At 36.6% G+C, this 22,153-nt stretch carries 19 protein-coding genes; 11 read left to right on the top strand and 8 right to left on the bottom strand.

The window, feature by feature from the left end; translation table 11 throughout:
- Positions 1-88: 88 nt before the first annotated feature.
- Positions 89-964 carry a helix-turn-helix domain-containing protein gene (locus BC952_RS01825; protein WP_121364007.1) on the bottom strand — a complete coding sequence of 292 codons (876 nt, stop codon included), beginning with the start codon at positions 962-964 and terminating at the stop codon, positions 89-91.
- Positions 965-1,192: 228 nt separating this feature from the next.
- Here BC952_RS01825 and hemA point away from each other — a divergent pair, with 228 nt between their 5' ends.
- The 11 genes from hemA (at position 1,193) to BC952_RS01765 (ending at position 11,094) form a co-directional block, all read left to right on the top strand.
- A complete protein-coding gene (hemA, locus tag BC952_RS01820; RefSeq protein WP_121364006.1) occupies positions 1,193-2,449 on the top strand; it encodes a glutamyl-tRNA reductase in 1,257 nt (418 codons plus the stop codon).
- Positions 2,449-3,366: a hydroxymethylbilane synthase gene (hemC, locus tag BC952_RS01815; RefSeq protein WP_425269329.1), complete on the top strand. Its 918-nt coding sequence runs from the start codon at positions 2,449-2,451 to the stop codon at positions 3,364-3,366. The genes hemA and hemC overlap by 1 nt, the downstream gene beginning before the upstream one ends.
- A complete protein-coding gene (locus BC952_RS01810; RefSeq protein WP_121364004.1) occupies positions 3,366-4,049 on the top strand; it encodes a uroporphyrinogen-III synthase in 684 nt (227 codons plus the stop codon). Before hemC ends, BC952_RS01810 begins: the two co-directional genes overlap by 1 nt.
- Before the next feature lie 21 nt (positions 4,050-4,070).
- Positions 4,071-5,096: a uroporphyrinogen decarboxylase gene (gene hemE / locus BC952_RS01805; protein WP_121364003.1), complete on the top strand. Its 1,026-nt coding sequence runs from the start codon at positions 4,071-4,073 to the stop codon at positions 5,094-5,096.
- Between the two features lie 68 nt (positions 5,097-5,164).
- Positions 5,165-6,067, top strand: coding sequence for an oxygen-dependent coproporphyrinogen oxidase (gene hemF / locus BC952_RS01800; RefSeq protein ID WP_121364002.1), 903 nt, complete (start codon positions 5,165-5,167; stop codon positions 6,065-6,067).
- A gap of 80 nt (positions 6,068-6,147) precedes the next feature.
- The gene (gene hemB / locus BC952_RS01795; protein ID WP_121364001.1) at positions 6,148-7,140 is read left to right on the top strand and encodes a porphobilinogen synthase; all 993 of its coding nucleotides are present in this window, start codon (positions 6,148-6,150) and stop codon (positions 7,138-7,140) included.
- Between the two features lie 2 nt (positions 7,141-7,142).
- Positions 7,143-7,652, top strand: a complete 510-nt coding sequence (locus tag BC952_RS01790) for a DinB family protein (protein ID WP_121364000.1) — start codon at positions 7,143-7,145, stop codon at positions 7,650-7,652.
- Between the two features lie 39 nt (positions 7,653-7,691).
- Positions 7,692-8,078 (top strand): c-type cytochrome, encoded by a 387-nt coding sequence (locus tag BC952_RS01785; RefSeq protein WP_121363999.1) that lies wholly within the window; start codon positions 7,692-7,694, stop codon positions 8,076-8,078.
- A 249-nt stretch (positions 8,079-8,327) separates the two neighbouring features.
- Complete coding sequence (locus BC952_RS01775) at positions 8,328-8,798, top strand: methylated-DNA--[protein]-cysteine S-methyltransferase (protein ID WP_121363997.1); 471 nt, start codon at positions 8,328-8,330, stop codon at positions 8,796-8,798.
- A gap of 81 nt (positions 8,799-8,879) precedes the next feature.
- Entirely contained in the window at positions 8,880-9,593 is a 714-nt protein-coding gene (locus BC952_RS01770; RefSeq protein ID WP_099713896.1) for a 3'-5' exonuclease, read from the top strand.
- A gap of 61 nt (positions 9,594-9,654) precedes the next feature.
- Positions 9,655-11,094: a nucleoside recognition domain-containing protein gene (locus BC952_RS01765; protein WP_121363996.1), complete on the top strand. Its 1,440-nt coding sequence runs from the start codon at positions 9,655-9,657 to the stop codon at positions 11,092-11,094.
- A 75-nt stretch (positions 11,095-11,169) separates the two neighbouring features.
- On the opposite strand, the gene BC952_RS01760 is transcribed toward BC952_RS01765, so the two are convergent.
- The 7 genes from BC952_RS01760 to trhO all read right to left on the bottom strand — a co-directional run bounded on the left by BC952_RS01760 (position 11,170) and on the right by trhO (position 22,010).
- Complete coding sequence (locus BC952_RS01760) at positions 11,170-14,649, bottom strand: M4 family metallopeptidase (RefSeq protein ID WP_121363995.1); 3,480 nt, start codon at positions 14,647-14,649, stop codon at positions 11,170-11,172.
- 192 nt (positions 14,650-14,841) lie between these two features.
- Complete coding sequence (locus BC952_RS01755; RefSeq protein ID WP_121363994.1) at positions 14,842-15,501, bottom strand: CoA transferase subunit B; 660 nt, start codon at positions 15,499-15,501, stop codon at positions 14,842-14,844.
- A 2-nt stretch (positions 15,502-15,503) separates the two neighbouring features.
- On the bottom strand, positions 15,504-16,205 hold the full coding sequence (locus BC952_RS01750) for a CoA transferase subunit A (protein ID WP_121363993.1): 702 nt from the start codon (positions 16,203-16,205) through the stop codon (positions 15,504-15,506).
- Between the two features lie 188 nt (positions 16,206-16,393).
- Positions 16,394-18,703 (bottom strand): penicillin-binding protein 1A, encoded by a 2,310-nt coding sequence (locus BC952_RS01745; RefSeq protein ID WP_121363992.1) that lies wholly within the window; start codon positions 18,701-18,703, stop codon positions 16,394-16,396.
- A gap of 9 nt (positions 18,704-18,712) precedes the next feature.
- Positions 18,713-19,192: a gliding motility lipoprotein GldH gene (locus BC952_RS01740; RefSeq protein WP_121363991.1), complete on the bottom strand. Its 480-nt coding sequence runs from the start codon at positions 19,190-19,192 to the stop codon at positions 18,713-18,715.
- Complete coding sequence (locus BC952_RS01735; protein ID WP_121363990.1) at positions 19,176-20,468, bottom strand: PSP1 domain-containing protein; 1,293 nt, start codon at positions 20,466-20,468, stop codon at positions 19,176-19,178. Before BC952_RS01735 ends, BC952_RS01740 begins: the two co-directional genes overlap by 17 nt.
- Before the next feature lie 186 nt (positions 20,469-20,654).
- Positions 20,655-22,010 carry an oxygen-dependent tRNA uridine(34) hydroxylase TrhO gene (gene trhO, locus BC952_RS01730; RefSeq protein WP_121363989.1) on the bottom strand — a complete coding sequence of 452 codons (1,356 nt, stop codon included), beginning with the start codon at positions 22,008-22,010 and terminating at the stop codon, positions 20,655-20,657.
- Positions 22,011-22,153 lie beyond the last annotated feature (143 nt).

Here is a 22,153-nt window from a genome sequence, read left to right as displayed (position 1 = left end):
TGTTGGTACAAAAGTAATTAAAACTTACTTTTTTATAAATTGCGATTAACTATTTTTTATTTATTGTTTAATATAAGAAATCAATTGTTTATGGCATATTTGGGTTGATTGACATCAAATATTTTTTGGGCGTAGTGGCAAATTTCTTTTTGAAGGCCGCTATAAAATGACTTCCGGTGCTGTACCCAATTTTCAGTCCTACTTCGTTTACATTATAGGAACCGCTGTCTAGTAATTTTCGGGCAAAATCCATTTTGTAGTCAAATAGAAAACCATAAACCGTATCGCCATAAATTTGTTTGAAACCCATTTTTAGTTTCTTTAAATTCAAACCTATTTCATCAGCTAATTCCTGTAATCCGGGCGGTTCAGCCATGTTGGCAATGATGATTTCTTTGGCTTTTTTGATTTTTATTACATTGTCTTCGTCTATCAAAAAAGGACATTGTTCTGCGTTTGGGTCTTCGGTTCTATTGAAATACAAACTCAATAATTCATATCCTTTTCCTTTGTAATACAGGTTTTTTATAGAAGGATGTAAGCTGTAATGAAACAATTGCGACAAAACAATTGCCATCGAAGGACTGATATTTCCTTCGTTATAATATTTTTTGTCTTTATTATCGGCGCTTAAAAAAGTAATATAATCCGCTTCTGTAGAAAACAAAGCATGAAATTTTTTGATAGAAATAATCACAGATATCACCCAAGAATTTGGGGCTAATTCTAAATTCAAAGGTAATTCCTTTTGCGGATTGTATAAAAGGAGTGATTTTTCCTCTTTCAGTTCCAAAGCGTAATTCCCTTGATTAAAGATAAATTTGGCGCTTCCTTTCAATCCAAAATGAAATTGAATCAGACCGCTGCTGACTTCCCGTTGGGCATTGAAAGCGTCGATACCGTCATTTTGAAAACGGATAAGCGTAAAATCATCTTCTATTTTTATAATTTCCTGAGAACTCATAGCGATATTTTTTTAATATGAAAATCATACTTCTGAAACCTTTTTATTTAGAACAACTCTAAATAGAGTACTTCAAACGACTTGATTTCACTACAAAAATAGAGTTTTTTACAATTAAATAAGCAATTGGAATTAAAAAATCATTAAGCGATACAAAAAGAACTTCTAGCGTTACTTTTATAAATACTATAGTGATAATTTTGTTCCACTTTCTTGAAAAGTGCAAATATGGAAAACAACAACACATCAAAGCATCAGTATTTTTACTCCGTAGGGTTGAGTTATAAAAAAGCAGATGCGGAGATTAGAGGTAAGTTTAGTTTGGATGCTGCTGCAAAAACGCGTTTGCTGGAACAAGCTAAAACGGAAGGAATTGAGAGTTTGATAGTCACTTCAACTTGCAATCGTACAGAAATTTACGGTTTCGCGGAACATCCATTTCAATTAATCAAATTAATTTGTGAGAATAGTCAAGGCTCTGTTGAAGCATTTCAAAAGGTAGGTTTTGTTTATAAGAATCAAGAAGCCATCAGCCACATGTTTCGTGTAGGAACAGGTTTAGATAGTCAGATTCTGGGTGATTTTGAAATTATCGCTCAAATAAAATCTAGTTTTTCACAGTCAAAATCGTTGGGTTTAGCCAATGCTTTTATGGAAAGATTGGTGAATGCAGTTATCCAAGCCAGTAAAAAAATAAAAACCGATACAGAAATTAGTTCGGGCGCCACTTCGGTTTCTTTTGCCGCAGTTCGCTATATAATCAACAATGTGCAAGACATTGGAAACAAAAACATTCTATTGTTTGGTACAGGGAAAATTGGTAGAAATACGTGTGAAAATTTAGTAAAACATACTAAAAACGAACATATTACCTTAATTAATAGAACCAAAGAAAAAGCAGAGAAATTAGCCGGAAAGTTAAATCTAATTGTAAAAGATTATTCTGAATTGCATTTGGAACTACAAAAAGCAGATGTTGTTGTGGTAGCTACCGGAGCGCAAAATCCAACAATTGATAAGGCAATTCTGAATTTGAAAAAACCAATGTTGATTTTGGATTTATCGATTCCGAAAAACGTGCATGAAAATGTAGAGGAATTAGCTGATGTGACGCTGATTCACATGGATTATTTGTCACAACTGACGGACGAAACTTTAGAAAACAGAAAAAAACACATTCCTGCTGCTGAAGCGATTATTGAAGAAATAAAAGAAGAATTTATTACGTGGACCAAAGGCAGAAAATTTGCACCGACAATTAATGCTTTGAAAGCCAAATTGAATGCGATAAAAATATCTGAATTGGATTTCCAAAGCAGGAAAATTTCAAATTTCAATGAAGAGCAAGCCGAAATAATCAGCAACAGAATTATCCAAAAAATAACGACTCATTTCGCGAATCATTTGAAAGATGATGACACGATGGTGGACGAAAGTATTGAATGGATTGAGAAAGTTTTCAAAATAGGAGCGACTACAAAATAATGAGCAAAATTATACGCATAGGAACCCGCGACAGTGAACTCGCACTTTGGCAGGCCCACACCGTCGAAAAAAAGCTAAACGATTTAGGTTATAAAACCGAAATTTTAGCGGTAAAATCACAAGGAGATATCATCCTTGACAAACCACTCTACGAATTAGGAATCACTGGAATTTTTACTAAAACACTGGATATCGCTATGATAAATGGCCATGTAGATATTGCGGTGCATTCCATGAAAGATGTTCCTACGGCTTTGCCAATAGGAATTGTTCAAGCCGCTGTTCTGGAAAGAGCGAATACTTTGGATATTTTGGTACACAAAGGCAACCTTGATTTTCTTAATGGAGAAGGTATAATTGCCACAGGAAGTTTGCGCCGTCAAGCACAATGGTTAAACAAGTACCCGAATCATAAAGTAGTTGATTTGCGTGGAAACGTGAACACCAGAATGCAGAAATTGCAGGAAAGCGATTGGAACGGAGCCATTTTTGCGGCAGCAGGATTAGAGAGAATCAACTTGAAACCGTCCAATTATATTGATTTGGATTGGATGATTCCGGCGCCGGCTCAAGGTGCTATGGTTGTTGTTGCAATGGCAAATGATGAATTTTGCAGACAAGCGCTAAACGAACTCAATGATATTGATACCGAAGTTTGTACACATATCGAAAGACAGTTTTTAAAAACACTCGAAGGCGGTTGTACGGCACCAATTGGTGCTTTAGCAGTTTTTGTAGAAGATGATATTTTGTTTAAAGGCGTTTTATTTTCTATCGATGGAAAGCAAAAAATCGAAATCGAAAAAACTGTTCCGATGCAAGAATGGAAGAAATTAGGTTTTTATTGTGCCAAAGAAATTCTAGAAAATGGCGGAGCAGAATTGATGACAGAAATTAAAAATAATTTGAAGAAATAATGAGCCAAACAAGCATTTTATCCACCAAAACATTGTCTGCAGAACAAAGGCAAGTATTTATTGATGCTAATTTTGATCTTTTGGAACAAGATTTCATCGAAATTAAAAACAATGTTTTCGACCTCAATACAATCAACAACAACTTGATTTTTAGCAGCCAAAATGCTGTTTTAAGTTTGATAGAACAAAGTGGTTGGGAAGTTTTAAAGACCAAACCTGTTTTTTGTGTAGGTATTAAAACTAAGGAATTACTTGAATCGCATGGCTTTACAGTTGATGTTTATTTGGATTACGCCTCTGAATTAGCCGAAATAATCACTTTGATTTACAATAAGGAAAGCTATACTTTTTTAAGCGGAAATTTGCGTAAAGAAACGTTGCCTGAAGCATTAAAAAGCGCAGGAATAACTTTTAACGAAATCGAAGTTTATCAAACAAAACTTGCGCCTTTTAAAATATCAGACCAGGAAAAGTTTGACGGGATTCTATTTTTTAGTCCATCTGCGGTTGAAAGTTATTTGACAAACAATAAAATCAAGAATGAAGTTTGCTTTTGCGTAGGCACAACTACAGCATCAGCATTAGAAACAAAGAAAATTAAAAACATTGTAATTGCCGAAACACCAACTATCGAAGATGTGATTGAGGAAGTTATTGAATATTATAAAACGGAAAGCATCTAGCAATCTGCTAAATTTAAATACATGATTAAGAACGACCTATTTTTAAGAGCACTAAAAGGAGAAACAGTACAACGTCCGCCGGTTTGGATGATGCGTCAAGCAGGAAGATACTTGCCTGAATTCATCGCTTTGCGTGATAAATATGATTTTTTTACCCGTTGTCAAACGCCAGAATTAGCTGCTGAAATCACCGTACAACCTATAAGAAGAATTGCTCCGGATGCTGCAATTTTGTTCTCAGACATTTTAGTAATTCCACAAGCAATGGGAATTGAAGTGGAGATGAAACCTAATTTTGGTCCGTATTTACCAAATCCAATTCGTACAATTCAAGATGTGGAAAAAGTTATCGTTCCAGACGTTCACGAAACTTTGGGGTATGTTTTTGAAGCTATCAAATTGACCAAAGAAATGTTGAATGATGAGGTGCCGTTAATTGGTTTCGCAGGTTCTCCTTGGACAATTATGTGTTACGCTGTTGAAGGAAAAGGTTCTAAAAGTTTTGATATGGCTAAAGGATTTTGTTTCCAACATCCAGAAGCAGCGCACGTTTTATTGCAAAAAATAACCGATACCACTATTTTATATTTGAAAGAAAAAGTAAAAGCGGGAGTAAACGCCGTTCAAATTTTTGACTCTTGGGGCGGAATGTTGTCTCCAGTAGATTACCAGGAATTCTCCTGGAAATACATTAACCAAATCATTGAAGCATTGGCTGATGATGCACCGGTAATTGTTTTTGGAAAAGGATGTTGGTTCGCATTAGGCGAAATGGGGAAAAGTAGAGCATCAGCATTAGGTGTTGATTGGACTTGTTCTCCAAGAAATGCAAGATATTTGTCAGGTGGAAACATCACATTACAAGGAAATTTTGATCCATCTAGATTGTTGTCTCCAATTCCGGTTATCAAGAAAATGGTGCACGAAATGATTGATGAATTCGGAAAAGACAAATACATCGTGAATTTAGGTCACGGAATTTTACCAAATATTCCTGTGGATCACGCAAAAGCGTTTATTGATGCAGTGAAAGAATACAATCAGTAGTCAGTCAGAGTCACAGTTTTTGGTTTCCATTTTTGTAGCTGAAAACCATTACTGAAAACTAATTTATAATGAAAGAACAATTTTATTCTTACATACAAAACCTTCAAGACCAAATCTGTAAAGGATTGGAAACGGTTGAAGGTCAAGCCAAATTCCGTGAAGACCTTTGGGAGCGTCCGGAGGGTGGAGGAGGAAGAACCCGCGTAATTGAAAACGGAGCAGTTTTCGAAAAAGGCGGAGTTAATATTTCGGCAGTTCACGGGAAATTACCGGAAGCCATGCAAAAGATGTTCAATGTAGGCGAAGCTGATTTTTTTGCCTGTGGACTGAGTTTGGTTTTGCACCCAAAGAACCCAATGACTCCAACTGTTCATGCCAACTGGCGTTATTTCGAAATGTACGATGAAAACGGAAAAGTAATTCAGCAATGGTTTGGTGGCGGACAAGATCTAACACCGTATTATCTGTTTGAAGAAGATGCAATCCATTTTCATCAAACGTGTAAAACGGCCTGCGACAAACATAATCCGGAGTTTTATCCAAAATACAAGAAACAATGCGATGCCTATTTCTGGAACGCGCACCGAAATGAAGCGCGAGGAATTGGCGGATTGTTTTTCGATTATTGTAAAGCAACAGATGACATGAGTATGCAAGATTGGTTCAACTTTGTAACCGAAGTTGGCAATAGCTTCCTCGAAGCCTACGTTCCAATTGTAGAAAAAAGAAAAAATTTACCGTATACTCCAGAACAAAGAACGTGGCAGGAAATCCGTCGTGGTCGTTATGTGGAGTTTAATTTGGTGCACGACAAAGGCACTTTATTTGGACTAAAAACTAACGGAAGAATCGAAAGTATTCTGATGAGTTTACCACCACATGTGCAATGGGTATACGACCATCATGCAGAAGCCGGAAGCGAAGAAGAAAAATTAGTAAACGTATTAGAGAATCCAAGAGATTGGCTTTAGGTTTATTTTAAATTCTGAATTTTAAATTTTAAATGGGTTTAACTTTAAACTTTTAAACCTGAAACTTTAAACAAAAACATATGTTCCCATTACACAGAGGCAGAAGATTAAGAACGAACGAATCCATTAGAAGTTTAGTTCGTGAAACCAGTTTAAGTCCAGCGGATTTTATGTTTCCTATGTTTATTGCTGAGGGAGAAAATTATCAAGTAGAAATTTCCTCCATGCCAGGAATATTTCGTCGTTCTATAGATCTAACGGTACAAGAAGTCAAAGAAATATTTGCATTGGGAATTCGTGCGGTGAATATTTATGTAAAAGTAAGTGAGAATTTAAAAGATAACGAAGGAAATGAAGCTTGGAATCCAAACGGATTAATGCAAAATGCCATTCGTGCCATCAAAGCCGCTTGTCCGGAAATGATTGTAATGCCTGACGTAGCTTTGGATCCCTATTCTATTTATGGCCATGACGGAATCATCGATAAAGGAGATGTTGCCAACGATGCCACTAACGCCGCATTAGTTAAAATGGCTGTTTCTCATGCGCAAGCCGGAGCTGATTTTGTAGCGCCATCGGACATGATGGACGGACGCGTATTGCGCTTGCGTGAAGGTTTGGATGCTGCCGGTTTTCATAACGTGGGAATCATGAGTTATTCGGCTAAATATGCTTCTGCATTTTACGGACCTTTCCGTGATGCATTAGACAGCGCTCCTGTTGACGCCACTGAAATTCCAAAAGACAAAAAAACTTACCAAATGGATTATGCCAATCGTATCGAAGCTATCAAAGAAGCGTTGTGGGACGTGGAAGAAGGCGCTGATATGGTTATGGTAAAACCTGGAATTGCGTATTTAGATATCGTTCGTGAAGTTAAAAACGCGGTAAATGTTCCGGTAACGGTATACCACGTTTCGGGTGAATATGCTATGATTAAAGCCGCTGCCGAAAGAGGTTGGTTGGACCACGATAAAATTATGATGGAACAACTAATGTGTATCAAACGCGCCGGAGCCAGTTTGATTTCGACTTATTTTGCCAAAGAAGCCGCAATACTTTTAAACAAATAAACATGAAAAAATGTTTAATAATAGCGGTTTTATTGCTTTCCAATAGCATTTTTGCACAAGTTGAGGTAGTTTCCACTTTTGTCGAGAAATGGGATAATTCCAAAGATTATTTAGTAGCCGTTGCAGAAGCTATGCCGGAAGATAAATATGATTACAAACCAACTGCCCGTGAAATGTCATTTAGAGAACAGTTATTTCACATACAAGAGAATATGAATTGGTTGAGTACAACGCATTTTTCGGAAGAGAAATATGTGAAAAAAGAAGCTGTAAAAGAACTTTCGAAAGCGCAAATGATCCAAGAAATAAAAGCCTCTTTTGATAAAGCAAAGACATTTGTACAAAAAACCAATGATATTGAACTGTCCCAAAAAGTAGCTTTTTTTGCAGGTCCAAAATCAAAATTACAGATACTTAATTTGATGCAAGATCATGTTACTCATCACAGAGCGCAAATTTTAGTATATTTGAACCTGAATCAAATTCAGCCACCCAAATATGTGGGTTGGTAATTTTTACTGCTTTAGACATCAATAATTAAAGAAATTAACATGAGAAAGACGTTGTTTTTATTTGCCGTTTTAGCATTAGCTTCTTGTAAAAAAGAAGAAGTAAAAAAAGAATCTTTATACCCAACCACTACCGAAGAAGTTGCCCAAACTCCAGAGGAATTAGGGAAAGAAATTTTCAAAGGAAAAGGAAATTGCGTGGCCTGTCATCAAGTTGATAAGAAAGTGATAGGGCCAAGCCTGCAGGATATTGCTAAGATTTACAAAGATAAAAATGCTGATATGGTAGTGTTTCTTAAAGGGGAAGGCGAGCCTATTGTTGACCCAAGCCAGTACGAAGTTATGAAAACAAACTTTGCGGTTACTAAAGCGATGTCTGATGATGAATTAAAAGCATTAGAAGCTTACGTTTACTCACATTTGAAATAATTTACACTGAACTTGTTTCAGTATCTGGAGCTAATCCTGCTATTCGCTGTATTCCCGATAAATAAAAACTACGGCTAAAAAGCCTTGTTTTTCTAAATCGGGAGATGCCGCTGCTATCAGGGCTAAAATACAAGAACCATTCGTCCCTGCGAGTGGTTTTTTTATGTTCAAAACGTTCTGATTTTTATTTTTTACTGAACTTTGTTGCTTCTTTGGGAACAATGTGGTTAATTTTTTTATCTTTAAAATATGGAAACAGCCTACATCAAAACGCCTTTAGGAATTGCCACAATAATCGGTGATGAAAACGGAATATCCGTAATTTCAGTTGCTGATGAAGGTGAAATTTCTAACGCAATTCCTGCTGTTTTGCAAGAAGCGGTGAATCAGCTCAACGATTATTTTGAAGGAAAACGAACCGATTTTGACTTTGCGCTGAATCCAAAAGGCACTGAATTCCAACAAAAAGTCTGGAAAGGATTACTGGAAATCCCATTTGGAAAAACCTGTAGCTATATGGATTTATCCAAAAAACTGGGTGATGTCAAAGCCATTCGAGCCGTTGCATATGCCAACGGGAAAAACCCGCTTTGGATTGTCGTTCCCTGTCACAGAGTCATTGGGACAGATGGTTCATTAACAGGATATGCAGGCGGATTATGGCGAAAGAAATGGTTATTAGAACATGAAAACCCAACAACGCAACAAACTCTTTTTTAGTTGTTTGTCAATAAATTCCCTATATTCGTTTAAGAAAATCCGTGCAAATATCTAAAATCCGCGTCATCTGCGTGCCATAAAATGATAGAAAAAATAAACCTCAATAACATTCTGTTTCTCGACATAGAAACTGTTCCGGAAGCCGAAGATTTCAATGCATTAGATGCTGAAATGAAAGACCTTTGGGAGCATAAAACCCAATACCAGCGCAAAGACGAATACACACCGGAGGATTTTTACGACCGTGCGGGAATTTGGGCCGAGTTTGGGAAAATCGTTTGTATTTCGGTGGGTTATTTTACTATCAAAGGCGATATTCGGAATTTTAGAGTGACTTCTTTCTTTGGAGAAGAAAAGAAAATATTGTTGGACTTTAATAATTTGCTGAACAATCATTTCAATCAGCCTCAACATGTTTTGTGTGGTCATAATGCTAAGGAATTTGATATTCCGTTCCTTGCCCGACGCATGATTATCAACCAAATTGCCATTCCGAACAAGCTGAATTTATTTGGAAAAAAACCATGGGAAATCCCACATTTAGACACTTTGGAATTATGGAAATTTGGCGATTACAAACATTTTACTTCTTTAAAATTGATGTGTAAAGTTCTTGGAATCCCTTCTCCAAAAGGCGATATCGACGGAAGCCAAGTAGGACATGTGTTTTATGTAGACAAAGACATTGACCGCATTGTTACTTATTGTGAGAAAGATACCATCGCCGTGGCACAGATTTTCTTGAGATTACGCAGGGAAGAATTGTTGATTGAAGATGAGATTATTCATGTGTAAGCATTATATCATTGTTATTGCAATTGATATTGATTTATTACATTTACAAAAATTATAGATTATGGTATTGAGTAGATTTTGGTTGGTCATTTTTATTTCAGCAATAGTATTTGTAGTGTTTAGTTTGTTTTCTGGAGACAGTTATACCATTGACCACGTTTTGAACGGAAAGAAAGATGATCCGATTCTAGTTTCGGAGAAATTTGCCGAAGAACTTCCTGCTTTTATTAAAGACAGCATCAAAAAAGCACCAGAACAAACCATGATTATCAATCGGGACACGCTAAATGCGGACACGACTTATGTTTTTAAAAACAAAACGGTAAAAATTTACAGTGGCGTTCAAAAATCAGATGGATTATTGCCAACATGTAAAAGTACTTTATTGGATTTAATCCTTCCTTTAATGGCTTATTTGGCTTTTTTCTGCGGATTGATGGAGCTTTTAATCATTTCAGGAGCTTCTGGAAAGTTAGCTAAAGCATTGAGTCCTGTATTTGTAAAAGTGTTCCCAAGTATACCCGAAAATCATCCTTCTATTTCTTATATGACCTTAAACTTTGCTGCAAATTTTCTAGGATTGGATTCGGCTGCAACTCCGTTTGGTCTAAAAGCCATGGAGAGTTTACAGGAAATAAATCCAGAGAAAGACAAGGCCAGTGATGCGCAAATTATGTTTATGTGTTTGCATGCTTCGGGACTTACTTTAATCGCTACATCTATTATAGGGTATCGTGCTGCGGCAAATGCTAGCAATCCTGCGGATGTGATGTTACCTTGTATTATCACTTCTTTTATTGGTACTATTGCAGCCTTTTTAATTGTTGGAATCAAACAAAGAATCAATTTTAAAAGTGCTTCTTTGGTTATTGTATTGATGGTTTTAATAGCTGCTATTGTTGGTTTGTTGATGTATGTAAATCATTTGGATTTAATTGGAAAAAACTATTTTACCTCTAATCTTTCCGCTTTAATATTAATTGGAATTATTGCTTTTACTTTAATTTTTTCCTTTATAAATGAGAAAAAATTTACAGAAGCATCAACTACCGTTTTCGAAAGCTTTGTAGTGGGAGCCAATAATGGTGTGAAAACCGGAGTGACTATTTTTCCTTATGTTTTAGGAATGTTAGTTGCTATTTCTTTATTTAGAAACAGTGGTTTATTTGAAATTATAAGCAATTGGATTGCTTTCATTTTTTCAAATATGGGAGTTAGTAAAGAAATCACAGATGCTTTGCCGGTTGCGTTGCTTCGTCCCTTTAGTTCTGCAGGATCAAGAGGGTTTTTGATTGATTCGATGAATACTTTTGGAGCGGATTCTTTAACGGCAAGATTGAGCAGTATTTTTCAATGTAGTGCCGAAAGTACTTTTTATGTGATAGCCGTTTATTTTGGTTCTGTAAATATTAAAAACACACGTTACGCACTAGGAACGATGCTTATTGTAGATGTAATTTGTGTGATTACAGCAATTTTTGTGGCGACTTGGTTCTTTTAGGAATAGGAATTAAGATATATGAAAAAGCCTCACAATGTTTAATGTTGTGAGGCTTTTATTTTGGTTAGAAGCGTATTAGTTTTTAATGAATTTCTTCGCTTCAGTTTTTTGACCATCATTAACTTCAAGAATATAAACCCCTGATATTAATTGACTAACATTTATTCCGTTTTCAGAAAGCTTACCTGCATCAACTTGCTGACCAAGGAAGTTATACACTTTATAAGAACTATTTCTGCCGTCAGCCATTCTAACATTTAGAATATTGTTGGTAGGGTTTGGATACATTGAGAAATCAGAAATTGAATTTTCATTTCCTAATTCATTCGCAGTTTTAGTCGTTGTAAAACTTGTAATAGCTGTTCCACCAATAGTCACGGTATAATCTTCTACTTCACCGTAAGAGAAAGTTTCACAAGCTGTTTGTGCAGCATTGTATTTCATTGAAACTCTCATGCGAGTTGGTCCCGCCAAAGCTGATGTTGGAACTGTAAAAGTACCCGATAGATTTGTACTGCTGGAAGAAGATCCAGAAACCATTTCTTCAGTAGTTTCAAAAGTACCATTTTGGTTGTAATCAATCCAAACTTTCCAGAATTCAGTGTAAGCGGTACCACTGAATCCGGCACTAAATAGGATTGTATTCGATCCATAAGGTAGATTGCCAACTTGTGAGGTAAAGTTGCCATATCCTGCATTCCCGGCTGTTGTATTTGCAATTCCTCCAATAGAAACATAATCGATATACTCATCAGCTACGCTGTTTCCTTTAGATGCGCAATAGGTAAGTGCAGTTCCTGATGTGTTTACATTTACCACATTACTTGAAGCAGAGGTGTTTCCCGCTGCATCTTTCGCTTTTACTGCAAAAGTATAAGCTGTACTGGCTGTTAATCCTGAAACTGCGTAAGTCGTCCCTGTCACAGATGCTTTTAATGTAGCTCCTTGGTACACATCGTATCCTGTTACACCTACATTATCTGTAGAAGCAGTCCAAGAAAGAGTCGTTGTTGTAGATGAAGTTCCAGAAGCAGCAAGGCTTGTTGGCGCAGTTGGTGCTTGCGTATCTGCAGTTGCGGTAATAAGATTAACGGCGTAATCTTCTACTTCTCCATAAGATATCGCTTCACAAGAAGTAGGAACTCCGTTGTATTTCATAGAAACTCTCATTCTAGTAGAACCTGTAAGAGCTGTTGTTGGAACAGTAAATGAACCAGTGGCTGGAGTAGTGGTGGCAGCAGTTTTGCTCCAAACTAATTCGCCTGCATCTGCAAAATCTTTATCTCCGTTTAAATCAATCCATACGGCATATCCTTCTGCATAAGCGGTTCCTGTCCATGTTGGTGTAATAGTAATAGTGGAAGCACTTCCTTTAGTTAGATTCGTTGTAATTGCTATGAAATCGCTATAGCCCGTTCCTCCTGTTGAAGCGTTATTGATAGTTCCCAATTGTACTCTGCTGATATATTCATCCGCCACACTATTCCCTTTTGAAGCACAATACGTTGCTGTAGCTGCAGTGGTAGTTACGGCAACGGCATTACTTGCAACAGATAAATTTCCGGCAGCATCTTTTGCTTTTACGGTGAAAGTATAAGCGGTGCTGGCTGTTAATCCTGCTACAGAATAAGTTAATCCTGTTACGGTTGTCACCAAAGTTGCTCCGTTATAAATTGAATATCCAGTAACGGCAACATTATCTGTAGCAGCAGTCCATGATAAATTTGTAGAAGATGAGGTTGTTCCTGCAGCTGCTAAACTAGCCGGTGCTGTTGGTGCAACTGTATCGGTGGAACCAGAATAAGCGGCTCCAACACCTACTGCATAAAATGCATTTGTAGTGGCAATTACTTCGGCGGAACCTGCTCCATATAGCTCTACTGCTGATTGAATTCCAAATGTTCTTGCATTCGCAAAAGTGGAGTTGGCCGATAGGTAAACGCTTTCTAGTCTGTAAGCAATTTTTGCTGCTTTATCGATAGTAATTCCGGTAACATTGTATGAACTTCCAATGTCATTTGTTCCTGTTTTCCCAACAGATAAAATATAAAACCAATGGTTTAAAACACCGCTATTGGTATGAACACCACAATAATCATTTGTTTGAGTTGGTGTGCCACAATTAATGACTTTCCAGTTTGTTCCACCATAGGTGTCAGGTTGTCCTTCTAATTTTGGATTACTCATCGAACGCAAAGCTGTTTTACCAGATCTTCTTTCAATATCTTCACCAATTAACCAGGTAGATTTTGTAGGTGCTGCAAAATATTCAACACAAGCGCCCCAGATATCAGAAAACCCTTCATTCATGGCTCCTGATTCTCTTTGATAAGCCAGATTTGCTGTTTTTTCACATACTGCATGTCCTATTTCATGGGCTGCGACATCCAGAGAAGTTAGAATGTCAAAGTACGTTCCGCTTCCGTCGCCATACGTCATTACACTTCCATTCCAGTATGCATTGTCATAGGCATTATCAAAATGAACATAACTTTTTATGATGGCTCCTGCATTGTCATAACTGTTTCTAGCATGTTTGGTAGAAAAGTAGTCGTATGTTTTTTCTGCACCCCAATGCGCATCAAGAGCACCATTGTCTTTGTTTGTATTGTTAAATTCAGCGGCAGTCCAGTTATTATCAGCATCTGTAAAGTTAACCGCTGCTGTGTAGCTGGTTCCTTTTTTCATGTTGAAAGTGTTTATTCCGTTACCACGCGTATTGTCAGATAGAATATAAGACGAACCGCTTAATACCGTTTGAATGGTTTGTGTGCTACTATAACGAGTTGCTGCATTTGCGGCAACAAATAGTGACTTTTCTATTGTTCCGTGTGATTTTTCAGCAAGGTTATGTTTTCCATGGCTGTATTCGCCTAAGTGTTTAATGGTTGCATTATAGAATACTATTTCTCCAGTTAAAGCGTCAATATATACATCGCCACGACTTACCGGATTAGTGGCATAAATATCAAATTTATAGACTAATCGAATGTCGTTGTTTTTTTTGCTAGACTTGTCGTCATCCATCATTGGAAGTAAAACCAATTCACCCGCAGGTTTTGTGTAATCAATAGCAGCCGCTTCTAGTGGTTTTTCCCAAAGATATTCTTTTGCTCCAATTTGAGAAGTTGCTTTAGTAAGAGCTTGTTCATAGGTCAAACCTGGATTGGTGTTAATGTCTTCCAGTTGGTAAAATTCTCCATTCATCGATTCTAATTTTGACTTTTTCGAATGCAATGAATACGTTGAAAATTCTACTTTTAATCCTTTATGGAATAGTTGAAATTTTTCATGCAGAAAACCCAAGTCATCTGTTTCGGTTTTAACTTTTGAAAAATTTGAATTTTCTTTCAGTCCTAATTGCTCTTTTAGTACTTTTTGAGAATCTGAAGTCTTGTAGATAGACTTTTCGCTAAAAAGGATTAAAGTAGGTTCTCCTTTTTCATCTGTGATTTTTTGCTTTACATTTTTGTCAGTTTCTTGGGCATTTGTTTCCAATGCGAGAAAAGAAACGGAAGCGAAGAGCATAATCTTTCCGAGTAATTTTGTTTTCATGTGGTATAGTTTTGGTTAATTTCAGATTGTAAAATTATTTATTTATTGGAGTTTAATTTTACGGTTTTACCACACTTTTTTTAAAAATGTTTATTTTTTTTGTTAAAATAGATTACTATATTCTTTCTTATTATTAAAATAAACAAAAAAAGGCAACTCATTTGAGTTGCCTTTACTATTGATACATGATTTTTAATCAATAACCATCTCCGGAATTTCACCTTCAATAATTAAATCAGCTTCAGTAGAAGCGATGATATGTTCTACGGTTACACCTGGTGCGCGTTCCAATAGTTTGAAACCTTTTGGTGTTATTTCTAATACGGCTAATTCTGTTACTACTTTTTTAACGCAACCCACGCCAGTCAATGGTAAAGTACATCTTTTAAGTATTTTAGATTCTCCGGCTTTATTAACGTGCATCATCGCAACAATAATATTCTCTGCAGAAGCTACTAAATCCATTGCGCCTCCCATTCCTTTGACCATTTTACCAGGGATTTTCCAGTTGGCAATATCACCATTTTCGGCCACTTCCATAGCGCCAAGGATTGTTAAGTCAACATGTTGTCCGCGTATCATTCCAAAACTGAATGCAGAGTCAAAGAAACTTGCTCCGGGCAAAGTAGTGATGGTTTGTTTTCCTGCGTTGATTAAATCAGCGTCTTCGTCGCCTTCAAAAGGGAATGGACCCATACCAAGAATTCCGTTTTCGCTTTGAAATTCAACGTCAATTCCTTCTGGAATATAATTAGCTACTAATGTTGGAATTCCGATTCCGAGATTCACGTAGTAGTTGTGTTTTAATTCTTTTGCAATGCGTTTTGCAATTTGATTTTTATCTAAAGCCATAATTAGAAAATTTTTCTCACGGTTCTTTGTTCAATTCTTTTCTCATATTTCACACCTTGAAAAATTCTATTTACAAGTATTCCAGGAATATGAATTTCGTTTGGATCTAAACTTCCTGCAGGCAATAATTCTTCTACTTCGGCTATGGTTATTTTTGCTGCTCCGGCCATGCAAGGGTTGAAGTTTCTTGCGGTTCCTTTGAAAACTAGATTTCCGGCTTCGTCACCTTTCCATGCTTTTACGATGGCAAAATCAGCTTTGAAAGCGTGTTCCATAACATGCATTTTTCCATTGAATTCGCGGACTTCTTTACCTTCGGCTACTTCAGTTCCATATCCGGCGGGTGTAAAAAAAGCGGGAATTCCGGCTTGTGCTGCACGACAACGCTCCGCTAAAGTTCCTTGAGGAATAAGATCCACTTCGAGTTCTCCAGAAAGCATTTGGCGTTCAAATTCGGCATTTTCGCCTACATAAGAAGAAATCATTTTTTTGATTTGGCGCTTTTGCAAAAGCAATCCAAGACCAAAATCATCAACACCTGCATTGTTTGAAATACACGTTAAATCCGTAGTTCCTTTTTTTACTAATTCGGCGATGGAATTTTCTGGAATACCACATAATCCGAAACCGCCTAGCATAATAGTCATCCCGTTTTCAATTCCTTGAAGGGCATCCTGAACGTTGTTTACTTTTTTGTTAATCATAAAAATGAGTTGCTATTTGTCGAATTTTATTTAATGAAGAAGTAAGTCTGTTTATAATACAAGAACAACAGAATTTAATTTTGAGAACCAAAGCCTAGCCTAGATAAAAGCGACATCCTTTCTGTTCTTGATTTTTTTCAGGACCAGAAAGATATAGCGGTTAGCTGGATTAGCTCCAGATGAAAATTTTACAATTCAAACTCTTCGGTATCTTGCTCTACGGCTGTCGTGTCTATTACCTTTTTAGGAACGTAGCAGTCTACTTTTATAGAGAGATTTGCGGGTCTTTCAAAGGCTTCCTTAGAAACTTTAAGGGCAGGATCAGCATAACACAATTTCATGAAATATCCCCAAACCGGCAATGCGGCTGTGGCTCCCTGGCCATAAGTAATGCTTTTGAAACGTGCTGAACGATCCTCACAACCTACCCAAACTCCAGTTACAAGATTAGGAACCATTCCCATGAACCAACCATCGGATTGGTTTTGTGTGGTACCTGTTTTTCCTGCAATAGGATTTTTAAACGAATACGGATAACCGGTCCAGCGGTTGTCTCCGTTACCGCCGCCAGTGGTGCGCAAACGGTCTCCAGAACCGCCTTCGGTTACACCTTCCAGTAATTTGATAACTGCATAAGCGATGTCTTTATTTAAAACATCATGTGATTCAGGGATTGGTTCATAGATGATAACACCACTTTTATCTTCAATTTTAGATATAAATTGAGGTTTCATATAAACACCTTGATTGGCAAAAGTACTGTATGCGGCAACCATGTCTTCAACCGTTATTTCAACTGCTCCTAACGCAATGGAAGGTTGGTTTACAATTTCGGATTTTACGCCTAATTTATGGGTTAAATCAATTACTGCTTCCGGGCCCACTTTATCAATTAATTTTGCCGATACCGTATTTATGGAATTCGCCAAACCTCTTTTTAAGGTAACCATTCCACGGTATTTGTTGTCTGAATTTCTAGGTTCCCAATCTTCGGTAACATGATGGCGTCCTTTTCTGATTACAAATGGTCCATCAACAATCGAGTCACATGGAGACATGTTCAATTGTTCGATAGCTGTTGCGTAAACGAAAGGTTTGAAAGTTGAACCGACTTGTCTTGCACCTTGTCCTACGTGATCGTATTGGAAATATTTGTAGTTGATACCGCCAACCCAAGCTTTGACATTACCGGTTTGTGGTTCCATTGCCATCAATCCGGATTGTAAAAAGTGTTTGTAATACCGGATAGAATCTAACGGTGTCATAATGGTATCTTTTTCTCCTTTCCAAGAAAATACGGTCATTTCTGTTTTTTTGCTGAACGATTTTATAATTTCCTCATCGCTTTTATCCATGGATTTCATCACAGCCCATCGGTTAGATGACTTCATGGCCTGATTCAATATTTTTTGTGTTTCTGCTGTTGAAATATTTACAAAAGGAGCGTTTTTATTATCCTTGGACTGATTAAAAAACTCTTCTTGAAGGTTTGCCATGTGAGCCGTAACCGCTTCTTCGGCATGCAATTGCATTCTGGAATCGATTGTGGTGTAAATTTTCAGACCATCTTTGTAAATATCGTAATCAGAACCATCCGGCTTTTTATTTTCTTCAGCCCATTTTTTCATGTAATCTCGAAGATATTCTCTAAAATAAGTAGCCGTTCCTTCTTTATGAGTTTCTAATTTGAAATTCAACTTAATAGGTAAACTTTGTAATCGTTCCTTTTCAGCTTCTGTAATAATTTTTCCTTTTTCCATTTGCGAAAGCACAACATTTCTGCGGTTTGTTACTCCTTCAGGGTTTCTTATAGGATTGTATAAACCAGAGTTTTTGAACATTCCAACCAATATTGCCGATTCGCTGATGGTTAAATCCTTCGGTTCTTTAGAAAAATAGGTTTTTGCTGCAGAACTTACCCCAACAGAATTATTTCCAAAATCATATACATTGCAATACATGGCGATGATTTCATTTTTAGTATATTGTCTTTCTAATCGAATGGCGATAATCCATTCTTTGATTTTTTGAACGATTCTAAAAGGTAAAAATTTTGAACCCTCCCCGTGAAACAATTGTTTGGCTAATTGCTGTGTTAATGTACTCGCTCCACCGCTGGTTCCAAAACTGGAAATCGCTCTCAAAGTTCCTCTGCCATCAATACCGGAATGCTCATAAAAACGAGCGTCTTCCGTAGCGATTAAAGCTTCTATCAGATTTTTAGGTAAGTCAGAATACTTTAATTGAGATCTGTTTTTCTCAAAATATTTACCCAAAACTACTCCGTCAGCCGAAATAATTTCGGTTGCTAAATTTGAATCAGGATTTTCTAAATCTTCAAAAGAAGGCATCGAGCCGAAAAGCCCCCATGAAGCAAATAAGAAAAACAAACCGATGCCACCTAAGCCGATAAAGAAGATTTTCCAAAATTTATTTTTGTAGTAATTGATGTCTTTATCAATGTTCTTTGCCTGATTATTGTTTTTTTTGATAGCCATAATACTTTCTTAATCTTTTTTTTCTATTCTGAAGCCCACTTCTGTAATTCCATCTAAAAGGACTACGCCAGGAATCTTTCCAGTTTCTCTAACCGCTTGTTTGATGTGTACTTTGTATTTTCCTCTGAATTTTACGTTTTCTTTAAAATATAATTTACTTTCTTTTATATCCGAGAATCCATCACCAAGCAATGTCCCGTCAGGATTTGCCATTTGGTATTCAAGAGTATCTACCTTTGTAAAACCATTCGGCAATTCCATTGCAACGATTAGAAAGAGATTGTTGTATTGATATTTATTGTTGTCTCTTAAATTGATAAACAAATTATATCGTTTTGTAGAGTCTAATTCCGGTAAATTGAACGTTACAATGCTGTCTTTATGCCATGCGTCTCCAACAGATTTATACTCATCAAAAAACCTTTTTTCATCACATGAAATAAAAAGGGTTACAATCAAAAGAAGTAAAGCGCTATTTTTTATCCACATTTTTGGTAATAATTATTGGTTTTCTCGGCTCTGCAGGTTTTTTATCAGCAGGAGCTTGGCGGTTATTGTTTGCAGGTTTGTTGTTGTTTGTAATTTTATTGTTGCTTGCAGGCTTGTTATTATTGGCTACAATTGCATTTTCACCAGCCGGTTTACGTTTTTTATTCTGTTTTTTCTTTGTTTTTGGTTGGTCAAAACGGGTTAGACTTTCCTGACCCATCGCGTTATTGAAATTTTTCTCTGGCTCAACAATTAACTCAATAGCATAATCTTCTAACGAAGAAACTTTGTTTTTTAGTTTGTTTTCAGCAACAATTTCTTTGACCTGATCAATTTTCAATACATGCCAATTTGCGAAGTTATTGGTATAAGCAAACCACATTAAACCTTTGAAAATATCTTGTTTCTGGCAAATAGCATCTCCTTTTTCGGTAACTAATTTTGTTTCGAAATCAGGGAAATGTTTCAAAGCATCCATGTACGTATCTAACTCATAGTTCAAGCAGCATTTTAACTTTCCGCATTGTCCGGCCAGTTTTTGCGGGTTCAATGACAATTGCTGGTAACGTGCCGCAGAAGTATTAACACTTCTAAAATCCGTCAACCAAGTTGAACAGCACAATTCTCTTCCGCAAGAACCAATTCCGCCTAAACGAGCTGCTTCCTGACGGAAACCAACTTGTTTCATTTCGATACGAGTACTGAATTCTTTAGCAAAATCCTTAATTAAAGCTCTAAAGTCGATACGGTCATTTGCTGTGTAATAAAACGTAGCTTTTGATCCATCACCTTGAAATTCAATATCCGAAATTTTCATTTCCAGTTTTTGAGCAATCGCCAGTTCACGTGCACGAACCTTCATAGGCTCTTCACGATCTCTTGCTGCTGACCAAATATCAATATCTTTTTGGGATGCTTTTCTATATATTTTCGGAATTTCATTGCTTGCAGGATTGGCTCCTTTTTTCTTCATTTGAATTTTAACTAATTCTCCTGTCAAAGTTACAATTCCAATATCATGACCTGGCGAAGCTACGGTAGCAACAATGTCGCCCATGCTTAACGTTAGTTTCTCGGTATTGCGGTAAAATTCTTTCCTTCCGTTTTTGAAACGTACTTCAACACAGTCAAAAGGGGCGTCGCCATTAGGCAAACTCATATTAGAAAGCCAATCGAAAACCGTTAATTTATTGCAGCTATCGGTGCCGCAAGTCCCATTATTTTTACAACCCTTAGGTGCGCCACCATCAGAAGTTGAACAACTTGTACATGCCATAATCTTATATGTAGTGTTGCGACGAGCACAACTTAAGTTCTTAAAACGTTTAATGTGTAAAGATAGTATTTTTTAATTTTACGGAACAACGCATAAAAGCACCAATAAATCATAAATTTTTAATAAAAAAACCCACTACAAATCAGATTGTAATGGGTTAATTTCATAGGATTTTATCCTAAATATTTAATCTAAAATCTTATATAATTTATCAGATAATCGGATTCTGAATGGTAGTTTAAACGTGCAAGTGTCTCCAGAAACTGCTTTTTCTTGTGCCAAATCGTTAACAAGCATTTCTTCGATTACTACTTTTTGTTCTCCTGTTGTGGCACCTTTTATTAAAATAGTATCGCCAATTTTGATTTCATTTTCTTCAATTAAAAATTGACCAATACTTGGTTTTGGAAAAAAATGCGTTCCTTTTCCAATATAGACTTTCTTACTTTTTGGTTCTTTTTTGACTACTGTTTTTGGTTTTTCGGCAACAAAAACACCATGTGTTTCTTCGTTGTTTTTGAAAGTCAAAACATCTGATTTTCCTTTTTTGAAAATCTTATTTCCGTTTTTAATTCCTCTGCGGATGGCTTTTTGTTCGTCTTCCGGCATGTGAATGACAGTTACACATTCAGCAGAACAACATCCTTCCATTTTTTCCTTGCAAGAATCACATTGAATAAAAAGCAAATGACAACCTTCATTCACGCAATTCGTATGCACATCACAAGGTTCGCCACATTGATGGCATTGGGAAACAACATCGTCCGTTATTCTTTCGCCCAAGCGGTGATCAAACACGAAGTTTTTTCCAATGAATTTACTTTCTAAACCTTCAGCTTTTACTTGGCGCGTGTATTCAATAATTCCGCCTTCTAGTTGGTATACGTTTTCAAAACCTTTGTGTTTGAAATAAGCACTGGCTTTCTCACAACGAATTCCTCCGGTGCAATACATCAATAGTTTTTTGTCTTGTTTGTGTTCCGCAAGTTGTTCTTCGATGATTGGTAAACTTTCACGAAAAGTATCAACATCAGGTTTTATAGCTTTGGTAAAATGTCCAATTTCTGATTCGTAATGATTTCGCATATCGACCACAATCGTGTTTGGATCTTCCAGAAGTTCATTGAATTCCGCCGCTTTTAAGTGAATCCCAATATTGGTCACATCAAAAGTTTCATCAACCAAACCATCAGCTACAATCTTGTCGCGCACTTTTACCGTCAGTTTCAAGAACGAGTGATCGTCTTGTTCTACGGCAATATTCAATCGGATTCCTTTCATGAAATCATAGACCTCAATCGAATCTTTGAATGCGTAGAAATTATCTGCAGGCAATGATAATTGGGCGTTGATTCCCTCACTGGCTACATAAATTCGACCCAAAACTTCAAGTGAGTTCCACGCCAGAAATAATTCGTTACGAAATTGTGTTGGATTTGAGATTTGCGCATAAGCATAGAAAGACAGCGTAAGACGTTGTTTTCCTGCATCATCAATCATGATGGCTCTTTCCTCTGCGCTTAATGTGTTATACAGTTGCATGCTATAAACAGTTTTAAGTTGAGAAATATATTTTTTGCAAAAGTATGGAAAAAGGTTCAGAGGAGCAAAAATCTTTAGGTACAAAGGTGCAAAGTACGAAGAAGCAAAGGCTAGAGGTAAAAATAAAAAAGCACTAAATTAAT

The sequence above is a fragment of the Flavobacterium limicola genome (assembly GCF_003634755.1).
GTDB classification, from domain to species: Bacteria; Bacteroidota; Bacteroidia; order Flavobacteriales; family Flavobacteriaceae; genus Flavobacterium; species Flavobacterium limicola.
Note: the sequence above shows the minus strand (reverse complement) of the source record. Positions and strands in the feature narration are given on the sequence as shown.

Excerpts from the sequence above, each read along its gene's own strand:
- BC952_RS01825 (WP_121364007.1), bottom strand. The coding sequence starts at position 964 with ATGAGTTCTCAGGAAATTATAAAAATAGAAGATGATTTTACGCTTATC.
- hemA (WP_121364006.1), top strand. The coding sequence starts at position 1,193 with ATGGAAAACAACAACACATCAAAGCATCAGTATTTTTACTCCGTAGGG.
- hemC (WP_425269329.1), top strand. The coding sequence starts at position 2,449 with ATGAGCAAAATTATACGCATAGGAACCCGCGACAGTGAACTCGCACTT.
- BC952_RS01810 (WP_121364004.1), top strand. The coding sequence starts at position 3,366 with ATGAGCCAAACAAGCATTTTATCCACCAAAACATTGTCTGCAGAACAA.
- hemE (WP_121364003.1), top strand. The coding sequence starts at position 4,071 with ATGATTAAGAACGACCTATTTTTAAGAGCACTAAAAGGAGAAACAGTA.
- hemF (WP_121364002.1), top strand. The coding sequence starts at position 5,165 with ATGAAAGAACAATTTTATTCTTACATACAAAACCTTCAAGACCAAATC.
- hemB (WP_121364001.1), top strand. The coding sequence starts at position 6,148 with ATGTTCCCATTACACAGAGGCAGAAGATTAAGAACGAACGAATCCATT.
- BC952_RS01790 (WP_121364000.1), top strand. The coding sequence starts at position 7,143 with ATGAAAAAATGTTTAATAATAGCGGTTTTATTGCTTTCCAATAGCATT.
- BC952_RS01785 (WP_121363999.1), top strand. The coding sequence starts at position 7,692 with ATGAGAAAGACGTTGTTTTTATTTGCCGTTTTAGCATTAGCTTCTTGT.
- BC952_RS01775 (WP_121363997.1), top strand. The coding sequence starts at position 8,328 with ATGGAAACAGCCTACATCAAAACGCCTTTAGGAATTGCCACAATAATC.
- BC952_RS01770 (WP_099713896.1), top strand. The coding sequence starts at position 8,880 with ATGATAGAAAAAATAAACCTCAATAACATTCTGTTTCTCGACATAGAA.
- BC952_RS01765 (WP_121363996.1), top strand. The coding sequence starts at position 9,655 with ATGGTATTGAGTAGATTTTGGTTGGTCATTTTTATTTCAGCAATAGTA.
- BC952_RS01760 (WP_121363995.1), bottom strand. The coding sequence starts at position 14,649 with ATGAAAACAAAATTACTCGGAAAGATTATGCTCTTCGCTTCCGTTTCT.
- BC952_RS01755 (WP_121363994.1), bottom strand. The coding sequence starts at position 15,501 with ATGGCTTTAGATAAAAATCAAATTGCAAAACGCATTGCAAAAGAATTA.
- BC952_RS01750 (WP_121363993.1), bottom strand. The coding sequence starts at position 16,205 with ATGATTAACAAAAAAGTAAACAACGTTCAGGATGCCCTTCAAGGAATT.
- BC952_RS01745 (WP_121363992.1), bottom strand. The coding sequence starts at position 18,703 with ATGGCTATCAAAAAAAACAATAATCAGGCAAAGAACATTGATAAAGAC.
- BC952_RS01740 (WP_121363991.1), bottom strand. The coding sequence starts at position 19,192 with ATGTGGATAAAAAATAGCGCTTTACTTCTTTTGATTGTAACCCTTTTT.
- BC952_RS01735 (WP_121363990.1), bottom strand. The coding sequence starts at position 20,468 with ATGGCATGTACAAGTTGTTCAACTTCTGATGGTGGCGCACCTAAGGGT.
- trhO (WP_121363989.1), bottom strand. The coding sequence starts at position 22,010 with ATGCAACTGTATAACACATTAAGCGCAGAGGAAAGAGCCATCATGATT.